This window comes from Arenicella xantha (genome assembly GCF_003315245.1).
Lineage (GTDB): Bacteria > Pseudomonadota > Gammaproteobacteria > Arenicellales > Arenicellaceae > Arenicella > Arenicella xantha.
This window is the reverse complement of record NZ_QNRT01000002.1, coordinates 479,820-497,197: the sequence shown is the minus strand read 5'-3', so window position 1 is coordinate 497,197 and position 17,378 is coordinate 479,820. Positions and strand designations below refer to the sequence as shown.

The 17,378-nt window shown below is 48.2% G+C and carries 12 protein-coding genes; 3 read left to right on the top strand and 9 right to left on the bottom strand.

Features of this window, described 5'->3' with window-relative positions:
- Positions 1-48 precede the first annotated feature (48 nt).
- Positions 49-963 (bottom strand): dienelactone hydrolase family protein, encoded by a 915-nt coding sequence (locus DFR28_RS08065; RefSeq protein ID WP_113953822.1) that lies wholly within the window; start codon positions 961-963, stop codon positions 49-51.
- Positions 964-1,494: 531 nt separating this feature from the next.
- On the opposite strand from DFR28_RS08065, the gene DFR28_RS08060 reads away from it, so the two are divergent.
- Positions 1,495-3,039, top strand: coding sequence for a mannan-binding lectin (locus tag DFR28_RS08060; protein ID WP_170132018.1), 1,545 nt, complete (start codon positions 1,495-1,497; stop codon positions 3,037-3,039).
- An 89-nt stretch (positions 3,040-3,128) separates the two neighbouring features.
- Here DFR28_RS08060 and DFR28_RS08055 read toward each other — a convergent pair whose 3' ends face one another.
- The 6 genes from DFR28_RS08055 to DFR28_RS08030 form a co-directional block, all read right to left on the bottom strand.
- A complete protein-coding gene (locus DFR28_RS08055) occupies positions 3,129-8,513 on the bottom strand; it encodes a DNA repair ATPase (protein ID WP_113953820.1) in 5,385 nt (1,794 codons plus the stop codon).
- A 60-nt stretch (positions 8,514-8,573) separates the two neighbouring features.
- On the bottom strand, positions 8,574-8,813 hold the full coding sequence (locus tag DFR28_RS08050) for a hypothetical protein (protein WP_113954542.1): 240 nt from the start codon (positions 8,811-8,813) through the stop codon (positions 8,574-8,576).
- A gap of 104 nt (positions 8,814-8,917) precedes the next feature.
- On the bottom strand, positions 8,918-10,780 hold the full coding sequence (locus DFR28_RS08045) for a flotillin family protein (protein WP_113953819.1): 1,863 nt from the start codon (positions 10,778-10,780) through the stop codon (positions 8,918-8,920).
- 32 nt (positions 10,781-10,812) lie between these two features.
- The gene (locus DFR28_RS08040; RefSeq protein WP_113953818.1) at positions 10,813-11,496 is read right to left on the bottom strand and encodes a DUF1449 family protein; all 684 of its coding nucleotides are present in this window, start codon (positions 11,494-11,496) and stop codon (positions 10,813-10,815) included.
- 217 nt (positions 11,497-11,713) lie between these two features.
- On the bottom strand, positions 11,714-12,403 hold the full coding sequence (locus DFR28_RS08035; RefSeq protein WP_113953817.1) for a PspA/IM30 family protein: 690 nt from the start codon (positions 12,401-12,403) through the stop codon (positions 11,714-11,716).
- A gap of 43 nt (positions 12,404-12,446) precedes the next feature.
- Entirely contained in the window at positions 12,447-13,073 is a 627-nt protein-coding gene (locus tag DFR28_RS08030) for a YjfI family protein (RefSeq protein WP_113953816.1), read from the bottom strand.
- A gap of 154 nt (positions 13,074-13,227) precedes the next feature.
- Between DFR28_RS08030 and DFR28_RS08025 the strand changes: the two genes are divergently transcribed.
- Positions 13,228-13,773 carry a TFIIB-type zinc ribbon-containing protein gene (locus DFR28_RS08025; RefSeq protein WP_113953815.1) on the top strand — a complete coding sequence of 182 codons (546 nt, stop codon included), beginning with the start codon at positions 13,228-13,230 and terminating at the stop codon, positions 13,771-13,773.
- A gap of 117 nt (positions 13,774-13,890) precedes the next feature.
- Here the strand turns inward: DFR28_RS08025 and DFR28_RS08020 are convergent, their stop codons facing one another.
- A complete protein-coding gene (locus DFR28_RS08020; protein WP_113953814.1) occupies positions 13,891-14,967 on the bottom strand; it encodes an alpha/beta fold hydrolase in 1,077 nt (358 codons plus the stop codon).
- Positions 14,968-15,215: 248 nt separating this feature from the next.
- On the opposite strand from DFR28_RS08020, the gene DFR28_RS08015 reads away from it, so the two are divergent.
- Complete coding sequence (locus DFR28_RS08015) at positions 15,216-15,875, top strand: VF530 family protein (RefSeq protein ID WP_113953813.1); 660 nt, start codon at positions 15,216-15,218, stop codon at positions 15,873-15,875.
- A 26-nt stretch (positions 15,876-15,901) separates the two neighbouring features.
- On the opposite strand, the gene DFR28_RS08010 is transcribed toward DFR28_RS08015, so the two are convergent.
- Positions 15,902-17,053 carry an energy transducer TonB gene (locus tag DFR28_RS08010; protein ID WP_113953812.1) on the bottom strand — a complete coding sequence of 384 codons (1,152 nt, stop codon included), beginning with the start codon at positions 17,051-17,053 and terminating at the stop codon, positions 15,902-15,904.
- Between the last annotated feature and the right edge of the window lie 325 nt (positions 17,054-17,378).

Here is a 17,378-nt window from a genome sequence, read left to right as displayed (position 1 = left end):
CGTAAAATATCTAGTGTGCGTGTGTGGTAAGCACGTAATTTCTCTCCGTTAGACCAAGTGTTTAGTAAAAAACGCCAAGGTTCGTGACCACGCTAACTCTGCTGCTTCTTTGTCGTATCGACTGGTCGAGTCATTATGGAACCCGTGGTTGGTATCTGGGTAAACATAGGCTTGATATGGCGCTTTGTTGGCTTTGAGTGCAGCTTCGTAGTCAGGCCAAGAGGCATTCACCCGATCGTCTTTTTCGGCGAATTGAATCAACAGTGGGCCACGCACGTTGGGAATCAAATCAGCGCTGGCGGGCGTGCCGTAGAACGGAACCGCGGCGTCGATAATCTCAGGTGCTGCCGCGGCCAACATATTGCTGATATAACCACCAAAGCAGAACCCTACCACGCCCAATTTGCCGTTACCTTTTGTATGCTGCTTTAAGAAATTTGCCGCGGCCAAAAAGTCTTGTTCGATCTTAGCTCGATCTAGACTTCGTTGCATCGCTCGTCCTTCATCGTCGTTGCCTGGGTAGCCGCCTAATGGGTGCAAGGCATCGGGCGCAAAAGCGATAAATCCCTGTTTGCCTAGTCGGCGCGCTACGTCTTCAATATAAGGGTTCAAGCCTCGATTTTCATGCACTACTAGCACGGTCGGCATCGGCTTCTCATTGCCTTGGGGCACCACCAAGTATCCACGACCTTCTCCGTGACCTTTGGGGGTACTAAAGGTAGTGTATTCCGCGCGAATATCTGGGTCGTTGAACGATACCTGCTCGGCCAATGCGTAGTCAGGAATGAGCGCAGCAGCTATCGTGCTGGCGCTGAGTCCAACAATCGCTAAGGTGCCCAAGCGCGCTAAGAATGTACGTCGATCGATGTCTCCGTGGGCGTATTCGTCATACCAGTCGAAGGCTTCTTGTGGGATGGCAATGCTTGAATCAGTGTGCTTTTGGTGGTCGGTAAAATCGTTCATGTTTAGGATCCTAAAGAGCTAATTTAAAGGGCGCAGCAATATTTTAATTGGCGAAGTGGAATATTAGGTGAGTATTGTCGCAGTTACATTATTAGACTAACGTCAGTATCATTGTCCAGAAAAAGAGTTTACGGTAATTAGGAGCTTGTCGGTTAGCAGACAAGTTTTTGACTGACTACCGCGCGCTGGGGGGCGGTGTGGAGTCGGCAATTTAAGTAATTTGTGTCATACGGACGATACGGCATCGCCAACGTAATATCACATTAAGCTTTACTATAGTTTTGGTAGAGCTTATGGAGAAACTGGCGCATTACGGTTTTTAAAAACTAAACTGTTGTGTCCAGCCGGTATAGCGCTTGGCAGGAAAGGACCGCATGGAATGTTGCGACAACGCATCACCGTTTTGACGCTTAGACGCCCTCATATTGAGTGATTAACAGCACAGTTTGTTGTTAAGTTATTAACGATCTGGGGCTAGATGAATAGCTTTATACAAAGCTAGATCAAAAGCCCCGTTATATGGAGTGTACTATGAGAAAAATTATCCTTGCAAAAATGAATGTTCGTGGCAAAAGGGCACGTCTGTGGCTCGCTAAACAGATTGCCGTGTGTCTTGTAACCAGTTTTGTGATAGCACAAAGTGCTTATTCCCCGACCCTTTGGGCGGCTGAGCCGAGTGCTGTAGCAGCGAGCTTGTCGAATGCCGATCAGGTCAAAAATTGTGATTTTAGTCAGGCAGCCAACTGGTGGCAACGTTCGGTGACGCAGGTGCCTGGAAGTATTGCCAGTAACCCAGTGACGGGTTCTCCTGAATTTTGTGAATTCTACCAATTCGCACAAGACTGGTTTCTGTATCTGATTTCACCAAGTGCTAAACCGGGTTTGGCTAATTGGCAAGATCAAGCCCAGTATCCGGTGCTGGAAATAGGCGCAAATTCGTGCGACGGTGCAACTAAGGATCGGGGTTTGAGTATTCGTACCGCTAAAACCATTGACGATACTGGCGCTATTATTTTGCCGGAAAGAACAGACCAAGCGGGCGCTCACGCGATCTATGATCAAGCCGGTAACGTGGTTTTCTACGAAATTCGTTTGTCGCATAATCTGTGTGACTATGCAGCGATTCAGTCAGAGCCAAACTTTCCAGCTAAAACGGTGGAAATGAAAATGGCTTGGAGAGTCATGAAGCCGAATGAGAGCACTGATGGATTTGTGTTGTCAGATGCGACCATTGATGGAGTAGATTACACACTTGGCATGATTGGCTGGCATATCGTTGTGGCGGCGGATAATCATCCAGAAATGGTGTGGATTACCCTCGACCATCAGGCCAATGCGGTTGATTGTGCGGACATGGCCAAAGGTCAATCGGCGTACGATTTTACCAGCGAGGCTTGCGCAGTCGACGCCACAGCCTGCCAAAAACTCAACGAGTCTCAACCATTTACGACGGTTAGCTTGCCGTCAGGTCAGCGTGGCAATGATATCTGCCAAGAGTTTCCGTATGGCACGGTAGAGGGCGACCCTATTGATACACGTAATGGCCTTAATATTGCGTTGATTGAAAAGTTGAATGCAGCGCAACAAACCGTGTTGGCTGGCGCAGGCGTACCGGCTAGTCTTGATGTGTGGAAAAGTTACGAATTCAATGGGGCTTTGTGGGTTTCGGATATCAGTAAAGGCTCAGGTTCGTCTAGCCCCGCATCGACCACCAATCAGCGTGGCTCATTAGAGCTAGCGAATGTGGTATTGGAGACAACTTTTCAAGGGAGCGCGGCAAACGGCGGCGGCGCATTGAATTGTTTCGGATGTCACAACTACAACGGCACCGCGAATGTGGCGAACCAACCAAATACTTCGTTTGCTGCGCATCTAAGTCATAGTTTTGATGACATGATTTTGGGGCAATGCAAAGACGTAGCGTCGGCCACTCTTATTAATAATCAAGCGCAAGCTGATGCGGCGTGCCCAACGGCGTGTGCACCACAGGCTGGTTTCTCGAAGTGGAACGGGCAGTGGACCAACAAAGGCGTACCGATGACGGTGTGTGGTTGTTGTCCTGACTCTGTTAAATAACTGTTCAAGTTTAGCGCTGGTATCAAAACCTGTTTGATGCCAGCGCTAGGTCTCCTGTATGGCGGCGAATTATCGGTCAAGCGTGCTGCTTAGTCCTTGTTTGGCTTTTGCTTAGTCGCTTCTCTACTAGACCCTTGCTGAGTTTTGCTCGTTTTGCGCTGAGTCGTGCGCGTGGTCAAGGATGCTTCATCTTTAATCGTTTGGATGCGCTGCGTTAAATCATGGATTTTTTCTAAGGTGCGCAGATCAATATCCATCTTCTTCTCCATGCTTAGGAGTAGCGGTTGTATGCTGGTTTCCATCGCGGCTGCCATGATGTCTAGTGTATTGATCATTTTGTCTGATGGCTGATTAATCACTTCAACGGTAGGAGCGGCCTGTGTGCCCAGCGCTTCGCTAATGGACGCCAGAGATTTTAGTAACGCGCGCGTTTGTTTCGCTTCTAACTCGAGTCGTTGCTCAGCCAATTTAGATTGAGCTGCTCCATCACTAGCATGTTGTTGTTTGCTGGCAGCCACGGAACTCGCAACCGACTCATTGATTTCGTCTAGTCGTGCTACTAAGTCCATCATCTGATTGGCGATTCGCGTGCTGCCATCGATGTCTTCTCCGCCTAATGCTTTACTGCGCTTAAAGTCGGCTCGAATTTGCTCCCAACGAACTGTTTCTTCGGGCGTTAAGTTACCGCGTAACTCGGCAAGCTTAAGTAGATTCTGCTCCGTACCGTTGGTAAGTAGCTGCGCCTCGCCTTGATAGTGGTCTTCGATCAGTTGCATTAGCTCGTCATGATTCATTACTGCCGATACTTTCTCGGCCATTTTGTTCATGTTGCGATAACTGCCTTGTAGTTTGAAAGGGGGTTCAACTCGATAGCGATCAGCCTGTGCGGCGGAGGCAATGTATTGCTGATTCACTTTTAAGATTAGCGATTGAATGACGAATAGCTTCTCGAATACGCTGCTGATCTCGTTGATTTCAGCTCCGCTGTATTGATGACTAAGTTCGGTGGCTGCCACGTTCTTGCCTTTGGCCATATCGATGAGTCGATACACATCTTGCATGTCACGTGTGGCGAGCGGCGCGAGTACGGCATTGGATGTTAATGCATTTTCTATATAACTTAGCCCAAACTGCTCGTCCATGCCGCCTAATATATCGCCCAAATTGTAGATGTCTGCGCGGTTTGCGAGCATGTCTGGAACTTTAAACACTTCGCCAGATTCGGTGTAAGGGTTGCCCGCCATTACCACGCAGAACTTTTTGCCGCGCATATCATAGGTCTTTGTTTGACCGCGCCATACCCCATCAATGCGTCGTGTGCCATCACACAGCGAAATGTATTTTTGCAAAAACTCTGGATGAGTATGCTGAATATCGTCCAGATACAGCATCACATTGTTACCCATCTCAAATGCCAAGTTAATTTTCTCTAGCTCCTGGCGTGCGGTGGAGTTAGGTGCTTGCTCTGGATCCAGCGAGGTAACATCATGCCCGAGCGAAGGACAGTTGATCTTCATAAAGATCAGCCCTAAACGATTGGCCACGTATTCCATTAATGTGGTTTTACCGTAGCCTGGTGGCGAGATCATCATTAATAAGCCCATCAAATCGGTTCGTTTAGTGTCACCGATTGTGCCCATTTGCTTAGCGAGATTGTCACCAATCAACGGCAGGTATGATTCATTCACCAAGCGATTTCGCACAAATGAACTAAGTGGTTTTGCTTTAAACGATTCGAGCTTGAGCTTGTTCCGCTCGGACTTCATGACGTCGCTACGTAGCGTTAGATAATCACGATATGCTGGCAAAGTCACACGTTGATGATGCTCCATTCTTTGCAGGTATTCGTCGAGACTAAACGACAAGGTTTGTTGGGAAATCTTGTTATGTTCCCCGAGCAAGCCTTCAACCTCGAGTTCTAATTTTGCTGAGGACGCTGCGGTGTCGACGCCGGTTATCAGCTGACCGATAACTTCGGGTATGTAGCGTTGCATGGTCAATACTTCAGGGTGTGAGTCACGCATGGAGTTTGATACGGCGGTTAACCAAGCGTGCGCACTCGACCAAGCTTGGTCGGGTTTATGTGCCAGCCGTTTGATCGACTCACGGAATAGTTTGCTGGATTCGCTGTTCAGGCTACGGTCAAAGTGCGCTTGCAAATCACGTGCGTAGCGACTCTGTATGAATTTGCCGCTGTGTTCAGCTAAATGTTCGACCAGGTATTCCGCCGCTCGATAGCTGGAAGATGCCATATTGGGAATCGGAAAGGTGGCTAAGAAGCGTTCAATGGCATTATGAATTTCAACCGCGAGTAGGCGTAAAGCCTGATCGTCGGTAAAGAGCTCGCGCAATACGCGGCTTGAAATAGCGCGTTGTGACCAGTCCGCTTGCAGCTCTTTTGCATCTTGGTTTTCTAATAACGGCAAGTTGTGCCAGAACACGGTGGCAAGTGCTCGAGCACTCGGTTCAAAGGTTAACAGCTCAGCTGCGGTTATGGCCGGTAAAATGGCTTGCAGAATAAGTGACGCATCGAAGTCGTGTATGCCTTTTTGATAGCCGTGTTTATAAAGCGGCGTGGAGAAATCACGTAGTAGCTTGGTCAGCTCGTCTGGTTTTTTTAGAACTTCGTATAAACCCTTCATACTAAGCTCGTGTTGCCCTTGTCGCGCGGCATCAAGGACTAGAAATGCGAGTGTCTCGGCACGGTAGATATCCGGTGTTTCAGACTCGAGCGACATTGACCAGTATTGCTGTGCATCGGCCAGTTTAGGGTCGCTTACTGGCTCATAGAAGTCAGTACCAATAAGGTGGAAGTAGAGCTGATCGTTGCGCGGAATTATGGTGAGGTCGAGTTCTTGTTGGTTGACGCTGAATTTGTGTTTTGGCCCCAACTTAATGACTTTACCACCGTCTTCATAGATGTCGGTCTTGTCGCGTAATGCCCGAATAGCTTGTTCTTTGATTCCCTTGAATCGTGACTGCACATCATCGGCATTAATCTGCGCGTCAAGTGCGCGTAACTGTTCGATTAGCTCGTCGGTCTTGAGTACTAAGGCATCGGATGCAAAGTAAGTGTTTAGGTCGTCGCTGTTAGCTAATTTAAGTGAGCGTTTCTCGATGCTATTGAGGATACGCGCGGCGGAATCACTCAGAGTTTGTGCGCGTCGTTGTCGCGCTTCCATTAGGCTTTGCTTGTGCGCTTCGAACGATTCATAGATCTCTTCGCGCTTGTCCATAATGTCGCCAAGAAATTGATCGTAGTCGCTAAACTGGCTCTCCAGATCCTCGAGCTGTACTAATAGTTTGGCTAGCTGTTCATCACATTTGTCCGGTGTATCTGACGCACTGAGCGCATTCGTGATGCTCTGCGAGAATAGTTTGAATTGTGCTGAAAATTGCGCGATTGCTTCTTCTGAGCCGAGCCCCTTTTGCTTTTGCGTGCCGCGTGCCTTGGTTTGATTAAGGTTGGCGTAGACCTCAGAGATCGTGTCGACAATACGCGTTCGCACTGTGGTGTCGTCGATTTTCAAGGTGGTGATCAGTTCCGAGAGCAAGTCTAACTGTGCCGTGGTCTCGCCAATCGACTCAATGATGGGGCGGATTTCAGCATTCGTTTGAGCCATGTCGATTTGTTCGGCGTATGCGGCGGTGTGCTGACTGTAGGACTGCAGCGAGTCTTCTGCGGTTAGAAATTCGGTGGTCTGGGTTCCCAGTTGTGTTTCAGCATCAGTCAGCGCCTGTTCGAGTTGTTCGAGCTCTTCGACATTAATGTAGCGGTAGCTTTTAATGGTGGCGATATGGCCGCGTTGCTTACGTATTTCGAGAATCGATGCGACAAACTGTTCGGCAGTTTCCCAAGTGGTGGTTTGAATACGACTTAGTAGTGTGCGCTGTTTAGATTTTGCTTCGCTCAGCGCTTGGCTCGATTGCAGTTGAATGCTTTGAACTTTTTCGAATTCATCGATAACCAGTTCAGAGGTTTGTCCGACTTCGCGTAACGTAGCGGCAATTTCAGGTCGTGCGCTGGAGTCGAGCCAATAGTGCATATCGAAGATCTTACGCGTGGCCTCTCGAAGCTCCTCGTAGTGGCGCATTGATACTTCTTTTTTCTCAATGAGTTGGTGAATAGAGAACAGGTCTGAAATGCCGCGGACTAATTCTGAGTTGCCAATCTTGCCTAGCTCGGTAGTGCTCTCGGGTTGTTCGCTGGCAAATTCGGCGCTGATATACGAGGTCTGCCAAAGTTGCATTGGATGTACACGAGTGGGTTCAGCCTCCGCTGAGAAAACGATCAACTTGCCGTCGGGAAAGAGTCCATAACCATTGCCAAAAATTGGGTTTTGTAGCGATCGAGTAATTAGGTTGTAGCTAAATAATCCGAACTTGCCTTCGACTTGCTCGTAGAACACATACAGCACATCTTCGCCGTTGGGCGAGCGAATCATGCGTTTGAAGGTCAAACCATTAATGTCATCTGGAAACGACTTCGATTCGCCCGTGTCTAAATAAATTCCGCCAGGGAAGATAATGCCGTGGCCTTCGGGCAGGCCGATGCAGGACTGCCCAATGGCATCGATGCGCTCGACTTGTTGGGTTAGGGAGTTGAAGACGAGGTAGCGCGTTTTTTCTTCTTTATATGGCGTTACGGCCAATAGAATGAGATTGCCAACCTTGGCATAGCTAATACTTGCGTCGTCTAGTGACTGGTTGGCTTCTTGTACTTGTTCGGAATAGATACCAAGACCGTCTTCAGTATTGTCCTCAACCTTGACCGTGAGCTCGCCATTAATGGTTTCGACAAATACGGTGTCGGCGATGTTAACGTGCGGATGTCGGCCATGTACGAAGTCGTCGCGACTGGTTTCGATCCACTCGAAGTCGTATTGAGTGGGAAGCTCGATATCGCGTTCCCCGCGATTGTCAATGTAATCAAACTGCTTGCCGTCAGCGGAGATCGCCCAACGAAACACGCGAATGTCTGTGGCGCGTTCGCCCACTTGGAATCCAGCGAGTAGCTTGCCATCGATAACGCGTAATTGAACCAGGCGAGATTCCTTATAGTAGCGATACAGTTCGTCGAAATCGCCTTGGAAACGAGAGTCGGCCAGAAATGATTTTTGGATGTCAGCTGCTTGTAACTCAAAGGTGTCGCCGTCTTGCACTAGTTCAAATAGGGCAAAAACGTCGTCGATATGAGTTTCTTTTTTGAGACCGATAAACACGTTATAGCCGAATAAAAGCTGATCGCCAACTCGCACAATATCGCGTGCTATACAGTTGTTTTCGGTTCTTACTCGAGTGCGAGCAATGGCTTGGATTTCGACGCCACCGAACTCAGATAAACGTTGTTGATTCAGTTGTTGCGCTAGCGTCTGTAAATTAGAACCTTGCTCGTTAAGGCGTTTGCGAATTACATCGTAGGCGCCGGCTTCGGCGACCGCGTTGTCAATAATTTGTGTTTCGTCTTTGCTCATATCGTCCGTTTATGATTGGGGTCGCATGGAATTGAGTGCGTAACTGGAGGGTTGTTGCGCTTAATTATTGATTTTATTTGATATTTCCTGAAGTTTGTCACGCATCGCGCGGTCCACTTCAGACGGTTTTATTTTGCCAATAATTTTTCTCAAGACGCGAATTTCATTCTGATCGATGGTTCCGTCACGCTCCGCAATAGCGAGGACCTGACCTAGTTCGTGTGCCTTGAGTTTTCCGTCTTTGGAGAAGCACTCGATTGAACGAAATGCCATTTCAATATAGTCGTAGGACTTAGTCATAAAAATCACCATCGGTGGCGGGTCGATTGGGCGTGATCCTGAGATTTATAAGAATCACCAGAGTAGGGCAGCGCATAAGTGTGCGCTGCCCCGTCAGCTCGTGCTTAGCTGGCTGACTTGCTGTCGTCTTTAGTGGGGATAAAGTGCGACAACTGACCTAGCAAGCCTTGAATGGTCTCGCTCTTGTTGGCCAAGCCGTCGATAGCCTTACCCATAGACAGTGATTTAGCGAATGTGTCAAAGAAATGCTCTTCGCCGCCGACGATGTCAATCTTCGCTTCGCGCAGCGCCGTGGCGAGCACTTCTGCATTCTCTTTAGAGATTAGTTTGCCGGCTTCGATTGAGGCCAAGGTCTCTTTTAGAGCTGTCTCAAGCGTCATACGGAACTCCTCGTGCGAGCGTGCATCTGGACTCATACTGTTCATGGCTTCGAACTTCTCAGTAAGACCTTCGGCTTCGGCGCGGAACTGTCTCAGCGTTACGTCGGCTTTAGATGAACCTACTTTGAGCTCGGCATCGGCTTCTGATTCCCCTTTTTGTCGAATGACTTCGGCTTCTGATTGGCCCATGGCACGGATCACTTCGGCTTCGGCTAAGCCAGCCGCTGCTTGTTGAGCTTTGGTGGCCTCGGCGAGCTTGATCTTGGCAGCAGCGTCTTTCTCGGCCGCTTCGAGGTTAGCTTCAGCTAGTGTGGTTACTTCGGTTGCTTTATGCTTCGCGGCGATTTCAGCGGCTTCGGCAGCTTTGACCTCTTTGACTTTTTGTTCTTCAGCAACTGCTTCAGCACCTTTAACTTGAATTTGCTTAAGACGGTCGGCTTCGGATACTTCGCGAACTTCGTTGATCTTCTCTTCTTCGATGGCGACGGTTTTGTCGACAGCAACGCGCTCGCGAATAATGTCGGCGATGTTCTTTTTCTCACGCTCTACTTCTTTGTCGGCTTCAATGCGCGTTAGTTCCACTTCGCGGTCACTGTGCACACGTTCCATGCGCTTAGTACGCTCGACCTTTTCAGTCTCGATAGCTACCGCGCGTTGGCGATTTTCATTGGCGATCTCGATTTCGCGTTGTTGATTCTCAGACTGTATGGCCAGATCTCTCACTACTTCGATAGAAGCGGTTTCGGACTTAAGGCGTTCTTCTTCTTGAATCTTAAGTGTTTCGGCTTCTTCACGAGCAATCACGCTGGCTACTTCGCGAGCTTGCTTGGCTTCGGCGTCGGCTTGTTGACGTTCGAGTTCTAGCATCGCTTCACGAGCTTCGACATTTTTCTTGGTGATAGCGAGCTCTTCATCTTTCTCGAAGATGTTGGTTTGAATGTTTTGTTTGGCAGTGAGCTCGGTAATCTTCTTGATGCCTTGAGAGTCTAGAATGTTGTTCGGGTCGAGCGCAGACTTAGGCGTTTGTTCCAAGTAATCAATGGCCACGTCTTCGAGTGAATAGCCGTTTAAATCGCGGCCAATGGCTTCAACAATCGCATCGCGAAAGCGTTGTCGGTCTTCGAATAGTTCCTCGAAGTCAACTTTCTTGCCAACGGTTTTTAAAGCTTCACTGAATTTGGCGGCGAACAAGGTGTAAACCGCTTGGTTGTCAGAGGCGCGTTGAGTTCCCACTGCTTTAGCGACGCGTAACACGTCTTGTTCAGTTTCGTTAACACGCAAATAGAACGCCACGGTGATGTCAGCTCGCATATTATCTTTACAGATAAGGCCGTCTTTACCGCGTCGATCCACTTCGAGCGTGATGAGTGAAATTTTCATCAACTCTTTCATGTGAATGATCGGCAATACCATGCCACCGGTAAAGGTGACGCGTGGTTTGGCACGCAGGGTATTAATGATCAAGGCGGTTCCTTGTTCTACTTTGATGTAGAATTTTTTCAGTACAATGGGTAACGCGATGAAAAGCACAAACGCAATGAAGCCCACAATAGATGCGATAGGTATCCATCCAGATAGATCAGCCATAATTGTCTCCTTATAGAAAAAGTTAAATAGGTTTATTCGGTTGAGCCAAATTCTGCTTTGGCAACAACCCGAAATAGGTTTTGGTCTTCGAGTTGTTCAATGACAACCACTTCCTGACCTTTAGTGAATTGTTCATCTCCAGTGGCTCTGACATTAAGCAGTAATCCTGCGCCACCATCGTTTAACTCGGCTTCTCCTCGGTCTCGGTTGACGATGGATGATCGAACAACCACCGTTTGTCCGAGAATGTATTTGGTCTCGTCGTAGTCGAGTCGTTGAAATAGGCTACGTATCGGCTTAAGTATTTGCGCAGTGGTCAGAACCGTGATGTAGGTGGCGACCACAAAGGTGACAAGGCCAAGGGCTAGCCTAATTAGGGTCACATCGGGTAGTAGCGGTCGAATAAAATAGGTCGTGTAGTAACACAGTAACCAGCCGATGCAGGCGATGATTGTTAACACCACGGTAAGTGGCACGCCAGCCAGGCCGATTCGATGCAAAATGCCAGCGATTCCTTCTTGCAGTGATGTTGAGTCGGCAGCGTCAATGTCGCCGTCTAAATCAAAGTCAAGGATGTCAATTTCAACAAGCCCCATTACTGCAACTAACCAATAGATAGCGCAAATAATCAATAAGATGGTGTAAATCACAGTTGGAAATGATGTCACCGTTTGATGGAATGGGTTCATGCTTTCATGCAGAAATATAGCGAACATGCAGACTCCCTCTAGTTATCGCCATTCGATGGCGAAGTGATTTATTATTAGTGACTTCTGGTTAAACGCTCGTTTTGAGTGTTCGGCTAATGCTTCGAGGCGATTATCGCATTTAAACTTGGCCTGTGTCCTTGCGAGTTTTACAGATCCCAGCCCTGCGTTTGCTCCTGCGTCGCGGACTCTCCTGAATAGGGGCTGGAACCCATAAATGGTGCATTTACTTCTTTGTTTTGGCTTTCATGCGTGCCAGTACGTCATCGGCTTTCGATGCGCCGGTAATGCCAGCATCGCGCAGCTTTTGATCTAGTGACGATTCACCAGACTCTTGTGCCAACTCGGTGGCGGCGGCCATTTTTGCGGCGCTTAACTTCTGGTTTTCATGGATTCTATCGAGAGAATCCAGCGCAGTACGTAGCTTTGAGTTGCTGCCGCTGTGCCGTTCGGCGACTACTTTTTGCGCACGCTGTACGGCTTCGGTGGCTTTAACGGTTTCGGTCTGCTGCTTGAGTTGCTTTATCTGCGAGTCGGCGGTTCGGATCGATTCACGCAAGTTGTCCGCTTGTAGTTTAAACGTTTTGGCAGCCTCGGTTTCACTCTCGAGTTGGTTTTCGAAGTTGGCAACTCTTACCGCTAGCTCTTGTGCTAATGATTCATCCTTTTTTTCTAATGCGGCAAGAATAAAGCCTTCGTTCTTTTTGATGTCCGCTTTGATCGTATTGACCTTTTCCTCAGCCAATTTTTGTTGTGCGATGATTGATGCGAGACCGTCTTTGGACTTATTCAGCTCTTCAGAGGCATCTCTTATCTCTTGATCAAGTATGCGCAACGCCTGAGCGTCAATCACGGCTTCGCCTGCTTCATTAACGCCGCCACGTAATGCGGTTATCATCTTGGACCAAATGTTCATGTTATCTCCGGTGTTTATATTAATGGTGGCCGTTCCTGGCCGGTTAAACTGTTAAAAATGCTTTGAAAGCTTCTGTTGCTTGGATCACGTTTTCGGCTAGTGTTTCTACTTCAAGAACTACCGCGTTGATACTCGATGACGAGCTCAGCGCGCCAAACATGTGGTAGTAATCGCCATGTTCCAAGTCTGTCTCAATGCTGATGGTCGACAGTGGAAGGTACTTGTGTGTGCGCAATACATATTCGTTAAATTTGCTGGTATCGGCGACATCGTTAACTGAGAAGAGTACCGCCTCTGCTAAGATTTGCTCGCCGCCAGCGGTAATGAAGATCGGAAGGTCGCCATATTGATGCATTAAAATCACAATTGATGAGTCAATGCCGTCAATGATTTCTATCGAACAGCTACCGTTGCTAAACGCTGGGCGCTCTTTCAGTGCGGTGAATAAACTCTCAGTGGTCCAGCGGTGTGCAGCTTTTTCATTCATATGGCTCTCTCCTGTCGTTAACCCTGCGGTGTGATTGAGTTGTGGTTTACGTAGTTCCTGCTCAAAAGCACTTAACTGCTTGCTGTTGTCAGGAAGTACCCAAACCTCTTTCTTAACCAAGCCTTGTTCGCGCAACCGTCGGCGATATTCTCTTTGGTATTCTGCGGATGATTTTTTCGTCATGTAAGAAATTTATACTATTACATGTAAGTTTGTCAAATATAAATTACATGTAAGGATTTTTGCTGAGGCTCTAGTAACAAAATATTCAATGATGACAACACCTTATGCTATGTTGATATAAGTGAAAATAATTTTCTAACGGAGGTGACTGACGATGAAATGTACTGCTTGTGAGTCTGGATTATTGATTCCGGCTTATCTGGAAGGTTTGTTTCCTTGCCATACTTGTACTGATTGTGGCGGTAATTTGGTCATGCTTGGTGACTATTTACGGTGGCAGGACGCTAATGAAAATGCGCTATTTATAAGCGATACTTCGACTAAGGTTGAAATCCAAGAGACTGAACGAGCGCTGTTATGTCCGAAGACTGGGCGTTTGATGACAAAGTATCGGATAGCCAAAGAAACCGAGCATCGACTCGATTTGAGCCCGCATATTAATGCTGTTTGGCTTGATAAAGGCGAGTGGGCGTTGCTCAAGGAGCAGGGCTTGGCCGGACGATTGAATGAGATATTTACCGATCACTGGCAAAGCGACGTGCGCTCAAAGGAGTCCGCTGATATTTTGGATGGATTATACGCTAAGCGTTTTGGCGAGCATTACGCCGATATTAAGGCGTTTCGAGCAAAGATCGACAAGATGGATGAGCGGTCTGAGGTGATTGCCTATCTATTAGCAGATGACCCTTACAAGCCGTAGCGTTAAGCTAAGGGTCATGTTCAAGCTCTGACAATGCATTCTCAAATGTGTTGTTTGCGTATGGCTACTGTTTTCGAGTAGTGCGATGTAAATCTCAATGTACAACACAACTCGATTTCATGCCCGTTTGTTGGCTGACTCAAAATGTGTAACCGCGGCATCAACAATAGCGTGCATTCGTTCTGGATCTTCTCTGTTGATACAGTGTCGCGCGTCAGGATAGTGTTGCACTTCGCATTGCGTTAGCGATGAGCAAAACTGCTGGGCTGCATCGGTATCGACTAGGCGGTCGTCCCCAGCGGTGAAAATCTTTACCGGTTGCGTCAGTGCGTGCATAAATCCGTCGGACATTAGTAAATGGCTCGAGTGAATCGTTTCTATTAGCCATTTAACTGTGGTGCCACGCACTCGCAACGATTCATCGAGGGCAAACATAGCGCTTTGAAGTTGGGCTGTGTCGGGATTGCTGTTGCATTCATTCGCTTCGCCAAACTTTAATGGTAGGGGAGGCCATTGCGCTTGTCCTGGCGCGTACATTTTGCCTAAACCAATCGCATTCAGTGCGTTCGCGCTGCGCTCTACCCATTGGTAATCCGTGTTGCCGGTATTGATTTTAATCATCGGTACGACAAGCGCATAGGCGCTTGCGTCGACGTCGAATTCGGCTGCCATGCGCATGGTGAGGTGGGCGCCTTTGGAGATTGAGAAGAAATACAGCGGTTCGTTGTTGCGTTTTACATGACGTGCGAATTTGGCTAAATCGTTGGCCAGTAATTGATAGTCTTGGACGTAACCTTTTTCTGGGTGCGCGAGTGGACGATACGACTTGCCTTGGCCGCGATACTCAATGGCGGCCACGCGGTAACCATTTTGCGAGAGCTGGGTAATGGTGCTCATGGACATGTCGATGGAGCCGGTAAATCCAGGTACGAAAACCACGGTTCCTTTGGCGTTCGCGACATCAAGTATGCCGGTTCTAAGTATAACGCCAGGTTCAGCCTCAAACGATTCCCATTGCCAGTCGGAGGGTATTGGTGTGATCTTGTTTGCTAAGTAGTGCGACGCTTGATCGCGCTGCTCTTGACTGACTGGAGTGTATTCATGGTGTTCAAATTGCAGCGCTAGGATTGTCGCTAACCAGATTAGAATGAGTGCTGTGAATAGCCCTAAAAGACTTCTTCTTATTATTTTCATGCTGATATCTTCTCTGGATATTGGTTTTTTGTGCAACTATTTCGCGCTTTGTTGCCTGCTATGATAGCACTGTGTCGGTCACGAGGTGCGAGGCTGTATATAGTCGTAGCGCAATTAGTATTGCAGGTCTAAGGTCTTGCGTTGAGGGTTTGGGGCGGGTAGATTGGCTTGTGTATTTGCTCGCTGATTTGCCGAGACAGCTAGCAATACAGGTGCGTTTAAGCAAATCCCGTGGTAGGCTAGCGCCCATGAAAAGTCATCTACAAAATCATCCTTTAAATGGTATCAAGCTTAACGCCTTGCTAACCGAGCTGGTTGATCATTATGGCTGGGATGTCTTGGCGGGCCAGATTAATATCAATTGTTTCACCAGCTATCCCAGTATCAAGTCTAGCTTGACGTTCTTACGCAAAACGCCTTGGGCGAGGCAGCGAGTTGAAGCATTCTACTTGTATCAATATTGTCAGTACCCTCGACCTAGCGATGAAGAGCATACTTTGCCACCACGCGAGCGAACAATCGATATGTCGGCTGGAAGAGGTGAGCCTGCGGTTTTAACGGTGGATGATGCTGAGTTTTTCGATGACCCTGCGAGCGGCCCCGTGTTTCCTAGCAAGCGTCAGGTTTTAGCGACCCAAACCAAGAGTAAGCAGGCTTCAACGCCGGCTCATCAACCAGTAAGTAGACGAGCCACGCAGTCGGAGTCGGCAGGGAGTGGCGTCGATGTTACGGCGCTTGATGAGCAGACCGAGATGGATGCTAACGTTGAAACTGCCGAGGAGTATGTCACCGCAGAGCGCGTAAGTAGCGCCGACACGGTTCCCCCTGCCGAAACAGGCACCGTAGACCCTTGGGCTAAGGCGCGAACTAAGTTAACAGCGTCGCCGCAAGGTGACGAAGCGGAGTGAACTGCTGAGCAAGCTCAGTTGCGCTGTTAGACGTCGTCCCACTTAAAGATGATCTTTGTTTCTAACCCTGTGGTGCTGATTGTTTGGCCGTCTTTGAAAACTGGAATATAACGGTAGCCATCTAGTGCTTTCATGGCCGCGCTAACCAGTTTGCGGTTACCTTCATTTTCAATTAGTTGGGTATTTTTTACGAACCCTTGTTGGTCTACGTCGTAGCGGATTGTTACGAAACCGTCCAGCTTACTGCCTCGGTACGATGGGCTAGGTTTGACCACTAAGGTTGGTTCTGATGTGTCGGTCTTGGAGGTGCGAGCTAGCGCTAGGACATGAGGCGTTGCTTTTTCAGGTTTGTCGGAAGCATGGTACGCAATGACCAAATCTTGATGAACCGAGCGTTCGTAGTCGTTAGCCGGAGTGGTTGGATCTGGGAATGTTGCCACTGCTTGTTTGAGCGACAGAGCCATTCCCGAATAGTTGCCCAATGCTTCTTTTAATTTAGCTACGCGATAGGCGGCATCCCCAGTTTTTGTTGAGAATGCGCCAAACATGGTTTTATAAATATCGTAGGTGTCGTAAATGTACGATGAAGCAAGGCGATACTCACCAGCATTAAAGTATGCGTTACCCGCTTCTGAGCTCAATTTGGCGAGCATTGTTGAACCTTTGCCAAATGTATCTTCAGCGATATCAAGCGCACGATTAAAGGTGTCTTTCGCGGCATCTAAGTTGCCGACCAACACTTGGGAGGCACCAAAATCCATGAGGTTTGGCAAGATCTTTTCAGACTCTTCGCCAAACACGCGGGTTTTAATGCCTAGTGCCTGTGTTAAGGCGTCAATGCTTGCGGTATCACCTAATTGCAGTTGGGCATGTCCGAGTTGGCCCGCAAGATCGGCTAATAAGGGATCTTCTGTACTGTAGAGTTGTTTGCCAGCTAGGTAAGCTTGGTTGGCAATAGTTGCGGCTTGCTTCCAATCTTCGGCATTAGCCGCTTGCTGATAATTTGCATTTAATTGTGCGAGAGTCGGTGAAGCACTCTGTGTAGCCGCGACTTGCGCGACCTGAGTGCTAGCACCTGCAGTGTTTGAGTCTTGAACTTCTTGAGCTGAGGCGCTGTGAACGAGTAGTGCCAATATAGCGATGCTTAAGGCTTTGCCATAAGAATATCGTTTAATCATTTTTGAATCCGATTAGTTATAGGTGGTTATAACATCGTGGCTCAGAACACATCGACCCAGCGTCAGGCCTGCATCGGGGGGTTACGCTTGACCCGCGTAATATTCGTCGTGAGTGTCCTTGACTGGCAAGCTAAGAGGTTTTTATGGCAAATGCCGCCTCTCCTAAAATAGCTAGAAATCAATTTAGTGACACTATACAACTACCGTATACATTCAAAGCGCGTCGTTGCGCTTGTATCTAGTTGGTCTAACTTAGCGAGGATGTCGCGGGTTAGGGCTGATACGAGCCAAAAATTATAGTCGCACTGGTATGGTGCTATAGCCT